The following is a 13,955-nucleotide window of genomic DNA, read 5'->3' as shown; positions in this document are numbered from 1 at the left end:
GGGCGGATCACTCCGCCCAGTGCCGCCCGTGACGCTCCAGCAGGTGTTGCAGTTGCTCTGGTCCATCGCTGCCGGCCGGATAGGGGCGCGGGCTCTGGTAGTGCTGGTGCCAGCCCTGCAGGATCGGGTCGACCCATTGCCAGGCCGCCTCCACCTCGTCGCGGCGCATGAACAGCGTCGAGTCGCCTTCGATCACGTCGAGCAGTAGGCGCTCGTAAGCATCCCAACGACGTTGCTGGTTGAAGGCATTGGCCAGATTGAGGTCCAGCTCCACCGGTTTCAGGTGCATGCCCTTGCCGGGGTTTTTGGCCATCAGTTGCAGGCTGATGCGCTCTTCCGGCTGCAGGCGGATCAGCAACTGGTTGGCTTCGCCATCGTTGAACAGGCGATGCGGCACGGGCTTGAACTGAATCAGAATCTCCGACGCCTTCTTCGCCAGGCGTTTGCCGGTGCGCAGGTAGAAGGGCACACCGGCCCAGCGCCAGTTGTCGATCTCCACCTGCACGGCGGCGAAGGTCTCGGTATCACTGTCGTTGTCGACGTTCTTCTCGAAGTAGTAGGCGGGCACGTCATGGCCGCCGATCTTGCCGGCGGTGTACTGGCCGCGCACGGTCTTGTCCTGCACGTCGAGCCCGGAGATGGGTTTCAGCGCCTCGAGGATCTTCACCTTTTCATTGCGCACCGCGTCGGCGTCGAAGCGCACCGGCGCTTCCATGGCCACCAGGCAGAGCAGCTGCAGTAGGTGATTCTGGATCATGTCGCGCATGGCGCCGGCTTTGTCGTAGTAGCCGCCGCGGTTCTCCACGCCGAGGGTTTCGCACACGCTGATCTGTACGTGATCGATGTGCCCAGCGCGCCATACCGGCTCGAACAGGGCGTTGGCGAAGCGCAGCGCCATCAGGTTCTGCACGGTTTCCTTGCCCAGGTAGTGATCGATGCGGAACACCCGCGCTTCGTCGAATACGGCGCCGATGGCGGCGTTGATCGCACGGGCGGACTCCAGCGAGTGGCCGATGGGCTTTTCCATCACTATGCGCGCTGCGGGGCCGGCCAGACCGGCGTTGGCCAGGTGTGCGGCGATGGCTTCGAACAGACTCGGTGCGGTAGCCAGGTAGTAGACCCGTACGCGCTCGTCATCACGCCCCAGGCGTTTGGCCAGGCGGCCGAAATCGGCGCTTTGCGCCGCATCCATGGCGAAGTAGTCGAGGCGTGCGGCGAAGCTGGCCCAAGTCTCGTTGGCAAAATCGGCACGCGCCACCTGGGCACGGCAGTGACGTTCGGCCAGGGCTTGGTAGGCCTCGCGGCTATGAGTGCTGCGGGCCAGGGCGAGGATGCGCACATCGGCGTGCAGACGTCCTTCGCGGTGCAGGTGATAGAGCGCCGGTAGCAATTTGTGCAGGGCCAGGTCGCCCGTACCACCGAAGACCAGCATGTCGCAGGGGATGCTCAAGGGAGGACTCCGACTCGTTGTGGCAGGCCATTGCAAGCGGCCTGCGTTCGCATGAGAGGGGCGCGAAAACGCCCTCAGATATGCCTGTGTTCTTCGGCATGCGGGCATGCCGGAAAGTTCGTTCAGCGAATTGGCAGTGGCTTGGCTGTGCGCGAGCGCGAGCTATGTAGTATAACTACAAGGTCACTACAACCGCCGCCCGCCGATCATAACCGAGCTATGACCCGCCGAGTGCCGCGGTAGACCCTTTTCTGCATAGAGCCTATCTCAGTGAATCTGTTGCAACACATCGCCCAGTCGCGCCACCTGCTGCGCAAGTCCGAGCTCAAGGTGGCCGATCACGTCTTGCTCGATCCTGCATCGGTGATGCACAGCTCCATGGCCGAACTGGCGCACAGCGTCGGCATCAGCGAGCCGACCATCGTGCGCTTCTGCCGCGCCATCGGTTGCAGTGGCTTCCAGGACCTCAAGCTGAAGCTGGCGCAGAGTCTGGCTGCCGGGGCCAGCTTCGGTCAGTTCGCGATTCACGAGGATGACTCGGTCGCCGACTTCAGCCTGAAGATCTTCGACACCACCCTGCATACGCTGATGGAGGTGCGCGAGAAGCTCGACTCAGAGGCGCTGCAGCGCGCCATCGCCGCCTGCTCCAACGCGCAGCGCGTGGAGTTCTATGGTTTCGGTGCATCCGGCGCGGTGGCTGCCGATGCCCAGCACAAGTTCTTCCGCCTGCTGCTCAATGCCGCGGCCTATTCCGACCCGCACATGCAGGCGATGAGCGCAGTGACCCTGCAGCCGGGCGACGTGGCGGTGTGCATCTCCCAGTCCGGTCGTTCCAAGGACTTGTTGATCAGTGCCAACCTGGTGCGTGAATCCGGTGCCAGTCTGATCACCCTGTGCCCGAGCCAGACGCCACTGGCGGAGCTGTCGACCGTCAACCTGGCCATCGATGTGCAGGAAGACACCGAGATCTACACCCCCCTGACCTCGCGCATCGCCCACCTGGTGGTGATCGACGTGCTGGCCATGGGCGTGGCCATGGCGCGCGGGCCGAGCCTGGTCAACCACCTCAAGAGCGTCAAGCGCAGCCTGCGCAGCTTGCGGCTGTCACCGAAGTCGCTGCGCAACACAGAGGATTGAGAGAGCGGGTTCACCGCCTGTTCATTTTCACGCCGTCAAAGCGTCATCTCCCTGAGCGAAGCTGGGTGCTCCAGTCCTCGTTCCGGGAGAACCGAGATGCCTCGTATCTTCGATGACGCGCACCTGCATGACCAACCCGACGCCAAGACCCGGCGCAAACTGCAAGACCAGCGCCGCATGGCCTATCGCCGGGCCATCGAGCACTATGCCGAGCAGTGTCAGCTGCAACGCGAACTTGCCGACTTCCCCGAGCTGGTGTCCGCCGGCTACTCGCAGCAGGCTGAGCGCACGTCGCGCCGCGCGGCCTGATCCTCTCTCGCTGTCCTGCCTGCGAGCAGGGCAGCGAGCTTGCCCGATTCTACGAACTTATTGCCCGGTTCTGCCGATCTCTGTGGTCGGCGGCGACAGGCGCTTTTGTGCCCACTACAGTGATGGTCTGGCCCCCTGTGTGCGGGGTTGACCGTGACCACCGGCAAGCCATGCCGGAACCATCAGACACCATCAGAACAAGGTGGGCAGACCATGATTACCCTGAATCTCAATGGCCAGGACCACGAGCTGGACGTGGCCGACGATATGCCGCTGCTCTGGGCATTGCGCGACGTCGCCAATCTCACCGGCACCAAGTACGGCTGTGGCATGGCGCTGTGCGGCGCCTGCACGGTGAACGTCGAAGGCCAGCCGACCCGCTCCTGCGTTACCCCGGTATCGGCAGTGGTCGGCAAGCGCATCAACACCATCGAAGCGGTCGGCGAAGATGCCGTGGGCAAGGTGGTCCAGCAGGCTTGGCGGCAACTCGACGTGGTGCAGTGCGGTTACTGCCAGTCCGGGCAGATCATGGCGGCGACGGCCTTGCTGAGTAGCAACAAGGCGCCGAGCGATGCCGATATCGATGCGGCCATGAGCGGCAATATTTGCCGCTGCGCTACCTACGTGCGGATTCGCGCCGCGATTCACGAAGCTGCCGACAAACTGGCCTGAGGAGGCGCATAGACATGGGCAAGATCGAAACTCCCGATAGCGCCACTCGCGGCATCCTCAATGTCAGCCGTCGCACCCTGCTCAAGGGTGGCGGTGGCCTGGCGCTGGGCATTTTCTTCGCGCCGCTGCTGCGCGGCATGGATGCGCTGGCCGCAGCAGGCGGCCCGCTGGAGCCGAACGCCTTCGTGCGCATCGACCTCGATGGCACGGTGACCGTCCTGGCCAAACACCTGGAAATGGGCCAGGGCAGCTACACGGGCCTGGCCACCTTGTTGGCCGAAGAACTGGATGCCGACTGGGACAAGGTGCGCGTCGAAGGCGCGCCGGCCGATGTGAAACGCTACAACAACCTCGCCTTTGGCCCGATGCAGGGTACCGGCGGCAGCACCGCTATGGCCAACTCCTGGGAGCAGATGCGCAACGCCGGCGCCACTGCCAAGGCCATGCTGGTGGCAGCCGCTGCACAGCGTTGGGGCGTGCCGGCCAGTGAAATCAGCGTAAGCCAGGGCGTGGTCAGTCACGCCGGCTCCGGCCGTAGTGCTGGCTTCGGTGAGCTGGTTGAGGCGGCAGCCTCGCTACCGGTGCCGGAGCAGGTGCAGCTCAAGGACCCGAAGGACTTCAAGCTGATCGGCAAGCGCGAGCTGCGCCGCAAGGACAGCCCGGGCAAGACCGATGGCAGCGCCATCTTCACCCAGGACTTCAAGCTGCCCGGCATGCTGGTGGCCATGGTCGCCTATCCGCCGCGTTTCGGCGGTGTGCCGCGCTCGGTCGACAGCAGCAAGGCCAAGGCCGTGCGTGATGTGGTCGAGGTGGTGGAGTTTCGTGACCTGCCCCATGGTCGTTCGGGCGTCGCCGTGTTGGCGAAGAACACCTGGGCGGCGCGCCAGGGGCGCGATGCGCTGGTGATCGACTGGGATGAGAGCCAGGCCTTCACCCTTGGCAGCGAGGAAATTCTCGCGCAATACCGCGAGGATGCGGGCAAGCCAGGTCGGCCGGCCACGAGCAAGGGCGATACCGATGCGGTGCTGGCCCAAGCGGCGAAAACCGTTGAGGCCGACTACGAGTTTCCTTATCTGGCGCACGCGGCGATGGAGCCGATGAACTGCCTGGTCAAGCTTGCCAGCGACCGCTGCGAAATCTGGAACGGCGAGCAGTTTCAGACCGTCGACCAAGCCATCATCAGCAGCTACCTGGGCCTGACGCCCGAGCAGGTTTCGCTGACCCAGCTGTATGCCGGCGGCAGCTTTGGTCGCCGTGCTGGTTCGGTGTCGGACTACCTGCTGGAGGCGGTGGCGATCACCAAGGCCGCGCATGACAAGGGCGTGGATGCGCCGGTGAAAATGGTCTGGACGCGTGAGGACGATACCCGTGGCGGTTATTTCCGACCGCTGTACCTGCACCGCGTGCGCATCGGCCTGGATGAGGCCGGCAAGCTGCAGGCGTGGCACAACCGTATCGTTGGGCAGTCGATCATGACCGGTACCTCGATGGAGCCCTTCATGATCAAGGAAGGCATCGACCATACCTCGGTCGAGGGCCTCTCCAATCTCTCCTACGCCGTGCCCAACCTGCAGGTGGAGCTGAGCACGCCGACCAATATCAAGGTGCCGGTGCTTTGGTGGCGCTCGGTGGGGCATACCCACACCGGTTACGTCGCTGAAACCATGATCGATGAGGCCGCTGTCGCGGCTGGGCAGGACCCTTACAGTTTCCGCCACGCGTTGCTGGACAGTCATCCGCGTCATCGCGGTGTGCTGGAGTTGGCCGCCAAGCAGGCCGGCTGGGACAAGCCGCTGGCGGCGGGCGCCGAGGGCGAGAAGCGCGGGCGTGGCATTGCCGTGCATGAATCGTTCGGCTCATTCGTGGCGCAGGTCGCCGAGGTCACGGTGAAGGCCGATGGCAGCTATCGTCTGGATCGCGTGGTGTGCGCGGTGGACTGCGGCATCGCGATCAATCCGGATGTGATCAAGGCGCAGATGGAAGGCGGTATCGGCTTCGCCCTGGCGGCTGCCCGGCATAGTGCGATCACCTTGAAGGAAGGACGGGTCGAGCAATCGAACTTCCACGACTTCCAGGTGCTGCGCATGAACGAGATGCCCAAGGTCGAGGTGCACATCGTGCCGTCGGCGGAGAACCCGACCGGTGTCGGTGAGCCGGGCGTGCCGCCGCTGGCGCCAGCTCTGGCCAACGCGCTGTTCGCAGCGACCGGCGTGCGTTTGCGCAAGCTGCCATTCCCGGCGCAGATCAAGGCCTGACCGAAGACGCGGTAAACAAACGCCCGGGCATTTGCCCGGGCGTTTTTGTTTCAGCCGGTCGCGGCTAAAGCCCCTCCCACAAGGGGCGCGCCGGGCGGTAGATCGGATGGGGTTAGAGAAGGCGCTTTGTATGGGAGGTCCTTTCGGCTCTGGCATCCTGCATCCATGCATTGTGTAGGGTGGGCTTTAGCCCGCCAGCTGTGGTGGGCTGAAGCCCACCCTACGAATCTGTGTCAGGCCGTAGCCCGGATGCAATCCGGGGCTTTGCTCAGGAGGCGGTCAGTCTGGTCGCTGGCTCGATATCGCTTGCGCCCTGCGGCGTTGGCGTATGGATCGCTGCCTGGCGATGCTTGAGCATGCCGCCTGTGCGCTGGTTAATGGCGGCCGTCATCTCGGCGAGGATCGCCGTGGCCACGCTCTCCGGCGTATCACCGCCGATATCCAGGCCGATGGGGTAGTGCAGGCGTTCCAGTGCCGGCAAGTGCGGGCTATGCTGGCGAATCTCGTCCAGCAGGCGTTCGGTGCGGTCACGTGGCCCCAGTTGGCCGATATAGGCAGGCGCGCCCTGCAGCACGCTGCCCAGCCAATGGCGATCCTGGCTGTAGCTGTGGCTCATGATCGCCACCATGGCGCCGTCGGTGAGTGTGTGCAGCTCGTAAGGTGGCCGGGCATCGACCTGCAGCACGGTGTCGGCGTCGGGGAAGCGTTCGGCGCGGGCGAAATGGGCACGGCCATCGACCACGGTGACGTGCCAGTCCAGCAGCTTGGCCATATGCGTCAGAGGCTGCGCATCATGCCCTGCACCGAAGATCACCAGGCGTCGCTGCGGCGCCAGGTATTCGCAGAACACCTCGATCTCGCCACGCTCGTCGCGGTAGCTGCGCAGCGAGGAGCGGCCATCGGTCAGGGTTCGTTGCAGATCGGCGCGAACCTCGGCGTCGAGTGCGGAATCGAGTAGGCGCCTGCCGTCGCTCAGTGATGGATGCAGATACAGACGCTCGCCCACGCGTACACGGGCGTTGCGATAGCTGCCGATCACCGTGGCGACCGCCCCGGCCTGGCCGCTTTCGCGCACCTGGCGCAGCAACTCGAGCACCGCCAGCGGCTTTTCCGCGCTGTGGCGTTCGAGCAATACGTGCACGGTGCCGTTGCAGCCGAGGCCGAAGGTCAGTGCGGCGTCCTGATCATCATCGTCGTCCTGGGTGGCCGTGCTGTAGCGGCGAATCACGGCGTCGCCACTATCGGTCAGCCACCAGGCCTTCTTCGCTACCTCGGACTCCAGGCAGCCGCCGCTGATGGTGCCCACGGTGCCGCCGTAGAGCGGGATCAGCATGCGCGCGCCGGGGCGGCGGTAGGCCGAGCCTTCGACCTTGACCACGGTGGCGAGCACGGCCTGGCCGTTATCGTGTTCGAGCGCGTGGATGGCGCCGAGCAGGGCGCTGATTCCCGACAGCATTGGTTTCTCCCAGGCAGGTTTTGGTGGAGCGATCCCAGGCTGCCAATGTCCCGTATGCCAGTTAAGAAGGGTTAGGCCGATCCTGCGAGATTCTTGCCCGATCCTGCGCTGATGGCCTGAAAGCGTTCAGCCAGTTTGACGATGCGCGCGCGTTCGGTGCGGATGAAGTCGACGAAGGCCTGCGCCACCGGGGACAGACGGCGACCGCGGATATTCACCACGCACCAGCTGCGCTGCAAGGGCAACTCGGCCACCGGCAGCTCGCGCAGCAGGCCATGCTGTAACTCCAGGCGCACCGCATCACGCGGTAGCAGGGCAATGCCGAGCCCGGCCAGCACTGCTTCGCGCTGCGACTCCAGCGAGCCGATTTCCAACGTATGTGGGAAGTGTGCGCGTTTCTGGTGGCAGTACTCCTCGCAGGCGCGGCGAGTGCCTGAGCCGCTTTCGCGGATCAGCAGTGGGTAGGTGGTGAGGTCCTGCAACTGCAGGCTGTCCGCCTCGCACAGCGGGTGATCGGGCGGTGCCACGGCGATGATCGGGTTGTTGAGGAAGGGCATGAAGTCCAGCGCCATGTCCTGCGGTACCTGGCTCATGATCATCAGGTCATCGCGGCTCTGGGTCAGGCGGCGCACCACCAGGGCGTGGTTGACCACTGTCAGGTTAAGAATGACATCCGGGTATTGGCGGCGAAATTCGGCGAACAGGTGGGGAATGAAGTACTTGGCGCTGGATTCGATGCACAAATTGAGCTGCCCCTGCAGTGAGCCTTGCAGGTCTGACAGCTGCATATCCAGGCTCTCCAGGCGGCCGAAAATATCGCTGCTGGCCCGTTTGAGTGCCTCGGCTGCCTCGGTCAGGTAAAGCTTCTTGCCGACATAATCGAACAAGGGCTGGCCGACCAGCTCTTCCAGCTGACGAATCTGCAGGCTCACGGCCGGTTGGGTCAGTGACATGTCCTCGGCTGCGCGGCTGTAGGAGCCGTGTTCGCACACCGCTCGGAACACCTGAAGCTGGCGCAGCGTCATGCGCAGCAGGGTTTTACGCACGTTTTCGCCCTCGTTCGATCAATTCATAAGTAATTACTTATGCACGATCAAATAATTATTCATTTTTGTTAATTCGTACAGCCGGATAGGGTTTCACCACGTTTGCAACCAACTGTTGCAGCGGCCCTTGCAGCTCTGCGCTGAGGATTGGATCGTGATAAGAAAAATACTGATCGCCAACCGTGGTGAGATTGCCGTCCGCATCGTGCGAGCTTGCGCCGAGATGGGTATCCGCTCGGTGGCGATCTACTCCGATGCGGACCGTCATGCGTTGCACGTCAAGCGTGCCGACGAAGCGCACAGCATTGGTGAAGACCCGCTGGCTGGCTATCTGAACCCGCGCAAGCTGGTCAACCTGGCCGTGGAAACCGGCTGCGATGCGCTGCACCCGGGTTACGGTTTTCTGTCCGAAAATGCCGAACTTGCAGAGATCTGCGCCGAACGTGGGATCAAATTCATAGGCCCGAGCGCGGAAGTCATCCGCCGCATGGGCGACAAGACCGAAGCCCGCCGCAGCATGATGGCCGCTGGCGTGCCCTGCACCCCCGGCACTGAAGGCAACGTCGCCGATCTGGCCGAAGCCCTGCGTGAAGCCGAGCGCATTGGCTACCCGGTGATGCTCAAGGCCACCTCCGGTGGCGGCGGTCGTGGCATTCGCCGCTGCAACAGCCGTGAGGAGCTGGAGCAGGCCTACCCGCGGGTCATTTCCGAGGCGACCAAGGCCTTCGGCAGCGCCGAAGTCTTCCTGGAAAAATGCATCGTCAATCCGAAGCATATCGAGGCGCAGATCCTCGCCGACAGCTTCGGCAACACCGTGCACCTGTACGAGCGCGATTGCTCGATCCAGCGCCGTAATCAGAAGCTGATCGAAATCGCCCCGAGCCCGCAGCTCACTCCCGAGCAGCGCGCCTATATCGGTGACCTCGCCGTGCGCGCCGCGCAGGCGGTGGGCTACGAGAATGCCGGCACCGTGGAGTTCCTGCTCGCTGAAGGCGAGGTGTACTTCATGGAGATGAACACCCGGGTGCAGGTGGAGCACACCATCACCGAGGAAATCACCGGCATCGACATCGTTCGCGAGCAGATCCGCATCGCCAGCGGCCTGCCGCTGTCGGTCAAGCAGGAAGACATCATCCACCGCGGTTATGCCCTGCAGTTCCGGATCAACGCCGAAGACCCGAAGAACAACTTCCTGCCCTCGTTCGGCAAGATCACCCGTTACTACGCGCCCGGCGGCCCTGGCGTGCGCACCGACACGGCGATCTACACCGGTTACACCATTCCGCCCTATTACGACTCGATGTGCCTGAAGCTGATCGTCTGGGCGCTGACCTGGGAAGAGGCGATGGACCGCGGCCTGCGCGCACTGGACGACATGCGCGTGCAGGGCGTGCGCACCACCGCGCCTTATTACCAGGAAATCCTGCGTAACCCGGAATTCCGTAGCGGCCAGTTCAATACCAGCTTCGTCGAAAGCCACCCGGAACTGACCCAGTACTCGATCAAGCGCAACCCGTCGCACCTGGCCATCGCCATCGCCACCGCCATCGCTGCCCACGCGGGCCTGTAGGGGACATCATGAGCAAGAAGATCACCGTTACCGATACCGTCCTGCGCGATGCCCACCAGTCGCTGCTGGCCACGCGCATGCGCACCGAAGACATGCTGCCGATCTGCGACAAGCTCGACCGCGTCGGCTACTGGTCGCTGGAAGTCTGGGGCGGCGCCACCTTCGACTCGTGCGTGCGCTTCCTAAAGGAAGACCCGTGGGAGCGCCTGCGCCAGCTCAAGGCTGCGCTGCCCAACACCCGTCTGCAGATGCTCCTGCGCGGGCAGAACCTGCTCGGCTATCGCCACTACAGCGATGACGTGGTCAAGGCGTTCGTGGCCAAGGCAGCGGTCAACGGCATCGACGTGTTCCGCATCTTCGATGCGATGAACGACGTGCGTAACCTGCGCGTGGCCATCGAGGCGGTCAAGGCTGCCGGCAAGCATGCCCAGGGCACCATCGCCTACACCACCAGCCCGGTGCACACCAACGAGGCCTTCGTCGCCCAGGCCAAGGCCATGCAGGCGATGGGCATCGACTCCATCGCGATCAAGGACATGGCCGGCCTGCTCACGCCGTACGCCACCTTCGAACTGGTCAAGGCGCTGAAGAGCGAAGTCGACCTGCCGGTGTTCATCCACAGTCACGACACCGCCGGTCTCGGTTCGATGTGCCAGCTCAAGGCCATCGAAGCCGGTGCCGACCACATCGACACCGCCATCTCCAGCCTGGCCTGGGGCACCAGCCATCCGGGCACCGAGTCGATGGTCGCCGCGCTCAAGGGCAGCGAGTTCGACACCGGCCTGGATCTGGAGCTGATCCAGGAAATCGGCATGTACTTCCATGCCGTGCGCAAGAAATACCACCAGTTCGAGAGCGAGTTCACCGGCGTGGATACCCGCGTGCAGGTCAACCAGGTGCCGGGCGGGATGATTTCCAACCTGGCCAACCAGCTCAAGGAGCAGGGCGCGCTGAACCGCATGAACGAAGTGCTGGAAGAGATTCCGCGCGTGCGTGCCGACCTCGGCTTCCCGCCGCTGGTGACGCCGACTTCGCAGATCGTCGGCACCCAGGCGTTCTTCAACGTGCTGGCCGGCGAGCGCTACAAGACCATCACCAACGAAGTGAAGCTGTACCTGCAGGGTCGCTACGGCAAGGCGCCGGGCAAGGTCGATGAGCAACTGCGCAAGCAGGCCATCGGCAGCGAAGAAGTGATCGACGTGCGCCCGGCCGACCTGCTCAAACCCGAGCTGGCGCGCCTGCGTGAAGAGATCGGCAGCCTGGCCAAGTCCGAAGAGGACGTGCTGACCTTCGCCATGTTCCCCGATATCGGGCGCAAGTTCCTCGAAGAGCGCGCGGCCGGCACCCTCAAACCGGAAGAGCTGCTGCCCATGCCGAATGGTCAGGGCAAGGCCGCGCCGGTGGGCGGTGAGGGCGTGCCAACCGAGTTCGTGGTCGACGTGCATGGCGAAAGCTACCGTGTGGACATCACTGGTGTTGGCGTCAAGGGCGACGGCAAGCGTCACTTCTACCTGTCCATCGACGGCATGCCGGAAGAAGTGGTGTTCGAGCCGCTCAACGATTTCGTCGCAGGCAGCGGTGGCAAGCGTAAACAGGCCGCTGCACCGGGCGACGTCTCCACCACCATGCCAGGCAACATCGTCGATGTACTGGTCAAGGAAGGTGACACGGTCAAGGCGGGTCAGGCGGTGCTGATCACCGAAGCAATGAAGATGGAAACCGAAGTACAGGCGCCGATTGCCGGCACCGTCAAGGCCGTTCACGTGGCCAAGGGCGACCGCGTCAATCCGGGCGAAGTACTGGTGGAAATCGAAGGTTAACCTCTATGGAGCCCGGCCTGTTGGATGGGCAAGTTTGACGGGGCGTAACCCGGGCTCCTTTTTTATTCGCAGGCGCTTCGCATGAGGCGCCACAGGGTTTGAGACCCGGGAGCCGCAAGGCTCCTTTTTTTACTGCAGTTCTCTGGTCATGCCCCAGGTGCGCAAGTACAGCGCAGGCGATCAGCACCGCTTGCGCGGGGCATGGCCTTTTCCCTTCAGCCGGCCGGAGCCTTGACTCCGGCCGGCGCGTTTCAGTCCTGCGGGAAGCGCGAGCGCGGTGTGGCCATCGGGATCTTGTCGCCGTCGAGCGGCAGGAAGCTGCCCAGCTCGGCATCGTAGGCCTTGATCTGGCTGGTTTCGATGTCGTACACCCAGCCATGGATGAACAGCTGGCCGCGCGCCAGCTTGGCTGCTACCGAAGGGTGGGTGCACAGGTGGTTGAGCTGCGCCACCACGTTTTCTTCGGTGAGCACTGCCAGGGTTTCCTTGTCGTCGCTGCAGTTGCAGTTCTCTGCCACCACGCTGCGGGCGACTTCGGCATGGCGCAACCAGGCTTTTACCGTGGGCATGGTTTCCAGCGATGCCGGGTTGAGCACGGCCTTCATCGCGCCGCAGTCGGAGTGGCCGCAAACGACGATGTGCTGCACGCCCAGGGCCATCACCGCGTATTCGATGGCGGTGGAAACGCCGCCCATCATCTGCCCATAGGCCGGCACCACGTTACCGACGTTGCGGTTGACGAACAGGTCGCCGGGCGAGCTTTGCGTGATCAGTTCCGGCACCACGCGCGAGTCGGCGCAGGTGATGAACATGGCGCGGGGGTTCTGGGCGGTGGCGAGCTTCTTGAACAGCTCTTCCTGCTGCGGGAAGACCTCGTTGCGAAAGCGCTTGAAGCCATCGACGATGCTGTGCAGCGCCTGATCGGCGGTTTCGGTGCCCTCGTGGGTCTGAAGCGGAATCACCTGGTGTTTGTAAGGCATGCCCTGAACCTCTTTGTTATCGAAAATACGCTGCTAAAACGACTGTCGCTGCGCTGCGCGAGTCACACGGCAAGTTTCTCCTGCGCCAAACGGCGCGACAACCTGCAGATCTTTGCAATTGATGCGCAGCGTCAGTGGCCGGGTTATCTGCTTTTAGAGGGCAGAGCGGGGCGTGCGTTCAGAGCAGGCTCAATTGCGCACCGGGCGGGCAGAACTGCGAACAGTCCAGCATCACGCTGCCGCGCCGATCCAGGCCGAGCTTGCGCCGCGCCAGACGAAAACGCTGTTCTAGCAGGTCAGCGAACAGGCCCTCGCCACGCATGCGGCTGCCGAAGCGGCTGTCGTAATTCTTGCCGCCGCGGCTCTGGCGAATCAGGCTCATCACGTGCGCGGCGCGATCCGGAAAGTGCACCTGCAGCCACTCCTCGAACACCCCGGCGATCTCCAACGGCAGGCGCAGCAGCACGTAGCCGGCCGAGCGGGCGCCGGCATCACGGGCGGCTTCGAGTAGCGCCTCCAGCTCCATGTCGTTGATCTGTGGAATCATCGGCGCGCACATCACGCTCACCGGAACACCTGCCTCGTGCAGCGTGCGCATGGCACGCAGGCGAGCAGCTGGGGCGGCGGTACGCGGCTCCATGATGCGTTTCAGTTCGTCATCCAGGGTGGTCAGGCTGAAGGCCACGCTGACCAGGTTGTGCTGGGCCAGCTCGCTGAGCAGGTCGAGGTCGCGCAGGATCAGCGAGCCCTTGGTGATCAGGTGCAGCGGGTGCTTGTAGCGCAGCAGGATTTCCAGGGTCTGGCGGGTCAGGCGCTGTTCACGCTCGATGGGCTGGTAGGCGTCGGTATTCATGCCAAGGGCAATCGGCTGCGGCACGTAGCCGGGTTTCTGCAGTTGCTCTTCGAGGCGCTCGGCCAGGTTGGTCTTGGCGATCAGACGGGTTTCGAAGTCGATGCCTGGCGACATGTCCCAGTAAGCGTGAGTTGGCCTTGCGAAGCAGTAGATGCAGCCGTGCTCGCAGCCGCGGTAGGGATTCACCGAGCGGTCGAAGCCGACGTCCGGCGAGTTGTTGCGGGTGATCGCCGTCTTCGCCTGCTCCTTGCGCACTTCGGTGGCGCGACTTGGTGGTGTTTCGTCCTGATACCAGCCGTCGTCTTCCTGCTGCGAGCGGGTTGGCGCATAGCGGTTGTGCGGGTTGCTGGCGGTGCCACGGCCACGTGGCGGCAGGCTGACGGACATGCTCGGACTCCAAAATATAC

11 protein-coding genes are annotated in these 13,955 nt (G+C 63.7%); 6 read left to right on the top strand and 5 right to left on the bottom strand.

The window, feature by feature from the left end; genetic code table 11:
- Positions 1–7: 7 nt before the first annotated feature.
- Complete coding sequence (zwf, locus tag AAEQ75_RS07880) at positions 8–1,432, bottom strand: glucose-6-phosphate dehydrogenase (RefSeq protein ID WP_279922870.1); 1,425 nt, start codon at positions 1,430–1,432, stop codon at positions 8–10.
- A 288-nt stretch (positions 1,433–1,720) separates the two neighbouring features.
- Between zwf and hexR the strand changes: the two genes are divergently transcribed.
- From hexR to AAEQ75_RS07860, 4 genes are all read left to right on the top strand, one after another.
- Positions 1,721–2,587 (top strand): transcriptional regulator HexR, encoded by an 867-nt coding sequence (gene hexR, locus AAEQ75_RS07875; protein ID WP_279922850.1) that lies wholly within the window; start codon positions 1,721–1,723, stop codon positions 2,585–2,587.
- A 96-nt stretch (positions 2,588–2,683) separates the two neighbouring features.
- Complete coding sequence (locus AAEQ75_RS07870) at positions 2,684–2,896, top strand: PA3496 family putative envelope integrity protein (RefSeq protein ID WP_106734157.1); 213 nt, start codon at positions 2,684–2,686, stop codon at positions 2,894–2,896.
- Between the two features lie 213 nt (positions 2,897–3,109).
- The gene (locus tag AAEQ75_RS07865; protein WP_296234601.1) at positions 3,110–3,568 is read left to right on the top strand and encodes a (2Fe-2S)-binding protein; all 459 of its coding nucleotides are present in this window, start codon (positions 3,110–3,112) and stop codon (positions 3,566–3,568) included.
- 14 nt (positions 3,569–3,582) lie between these two features.
- Complete coding sequence (locus AAEQ75_RS07860; protein ID WP_279922848.1) at positions 3,583–5,823, top strand: xanthine dehydrogenase family protein molybdopterin-binding subunit; 2,241 nt, start codon at positions 3,583–3,585, stop codon at positions 5,821–5,823.
- A gap of 268 nt (positions 5,824–6,091) precedes the next feature.
- Here AAEQ75_RS07860 and AAEQ75_RS07855 read toward each other — a convergent pair whose 3' ends face one another.
- Positions 6,092–7,279 carry an XdhC family protein gene (locus AAEQ75_RS07855; RefSeq protein ID WP_279922847.1) on the bottom strand — a complete coding sequence of 396 codons (1,188 nt, stop codon included), beginning with the start codon at positions 7,277–7,279 and terminating at the stop codon, positions 6,092–6,094.
- Positions 7,280–7,350: 71 nt separating this feature from the next.
- On the bottom strand, positions 7,351–8,325 hold the full coding sequence (locus AAEQ75_RS07850; protein WP_279922846.1) for a LysR family transcriptional regulator: 975 nt from the start codon (positions 8,323–8,325) through the stop codon (positions 7,351–7,353).
- Positions 8,326–8,479: 154 nt separating this feature from the next.
- On the opposite strand from AAEQ75_RS07850, the gene AAEQ75_RS07845 reads away from it, so the two are divergent.
- Positions 8,480–9,895 carry an acetyl-CoA carboxylase biotin carboxylase subunit gene (locus AAEQ75_RS07845; RefSeq protein WP_106734162.1) on the top strand — a complete coding sequence of 472 codons (1,416 nt, stop codon included), beginning with the start codon at positions 8,480–8,482 and terminating at the stop codon, positions 9,893–9,895.
- Between the two features lie 8 nt (positions 9,896–9,903).
- Complete coding sequence (gene oadA / locus AAEQ75_RS07840; RefSeq protein WP_115290400.1) at positions 9,904–11,715, top strand: sodium-extruding oxaloacetate decarboxylase subunit alpha; 1,812 nt, start codon at positions 9,904–9,906, stop codon at positions 11,713–11,715.
- A gap of 251 nt (positions 11,716–11,966) precedes the next feature.
- On the opposite strand, the gene AAEQ75_RS07835 is transcribed toward oadA, so the two are convergent.
- Both AAEQ75_RS07835 and AAEQ75_RS07830 read right to left on the bottom strand, forming a co-directional pair.
- On the bottom strand, positions 11,967–12,695 hold the full coding sequence (locus AAEQ75_RS07835; protein WP_256834120.1) for a carbonic anhydrase: 729 nt from the start codon (positions 12,693–12,695) through the stop codon (positions 11,967–11,969).
- 178 nt (positions 12,696–12,873) lie between these two features.
- A complete protein-coding gene (locus AAEQ75_RS07830; RefSeq protein ID WP_343351468.1) occupies positions 12,874–13,935 on the bottom strand; it encodes a PA0069 family radical SAM protein in 1,062 nt (353 codons plus the stop codon).
- Between the last annotated feature and the right edge of the window lie 20 nt (positions 13,936–13,955).

Origin of the sequence: Pseudomonas sediminis (genome assembly GCF_039555755.1) — a bacterium.
Classification (GTDB): domain Bacteria; phylum Pseudomonadota; class Gammaproteobacteria; order Pseudomonadales; family Pseudomonadaceae; genus Aquipseudomonas; species Aquipseudomonas mendocina_D.
Note: the sequence above shows the minus strand (reverse complement) of the source record. Positions and strands in the feature narration are given on the sequence as shown.

What these genes read in the sequence shown, in the direction of transcription:
- AAEQ75_RS07855 (WP_279922847.1), bottom strand. Translation starts at nt 7,279, where the DNA reads ATGCTGTCGGGAATCAGCGCCCTGCTCGGCGCCATCCACGCGCTCGAA.
- AAEQ75_RS07865 (WP_296234601.1), top strand. Translation starts at nt 3,110, where the DNA reads ATGATTACCCTGAATCTCAATGGCCAGGACCACGAGCTGGACGTGGCC.
- AAEQ75_RS07830 (WP_343351468.1), bottom strand. Translation starts at nt 13,935, where the DNA reads ATGTCCGTCAGCCTGCCGCCACGTGGCCGTGGCACCGCCAGCAACCCG.
- AAEQ75_RS07835 (WP_256834120.1), bottom strand. Translation starts at nt 12,695, where the DNA reads ATGCCTTACAAACACCAGGTGATTCCGCTTCAGACCCACGAGGGCACC.
- AAEQ75_RS07870 (WP_106734157.1), top strand. Translation starts at nt 2,684, where the DNA reads ATGCCTCGTATCTTCGATGACGCGCACCTGCATGACCAACCCGACGCC.
- zwf (WP_279922870.1), bottom strand. Translation starts at nt 1,432, where the DNA reads ATGCTGGTCTTCGGTGGTACGGGCGACCTGGCCCTGCACAAATTGCTA.
- oadA (WP_115290400.1), top strand. Translation starts at nt 9,904, where the DNA reads ATGAGCAAGAAGATCACCGTTACCGATACCGTCCTGCGCGATGCCCAC.
- AAEQ75_RS07860 (WP_279922848.1), top strand. Translation starts at nt 3,583, where the DNA reads ATGGGCAAGATCGAAACTCCCGATAGCGCCACTCGCGGCATCCTCAAT.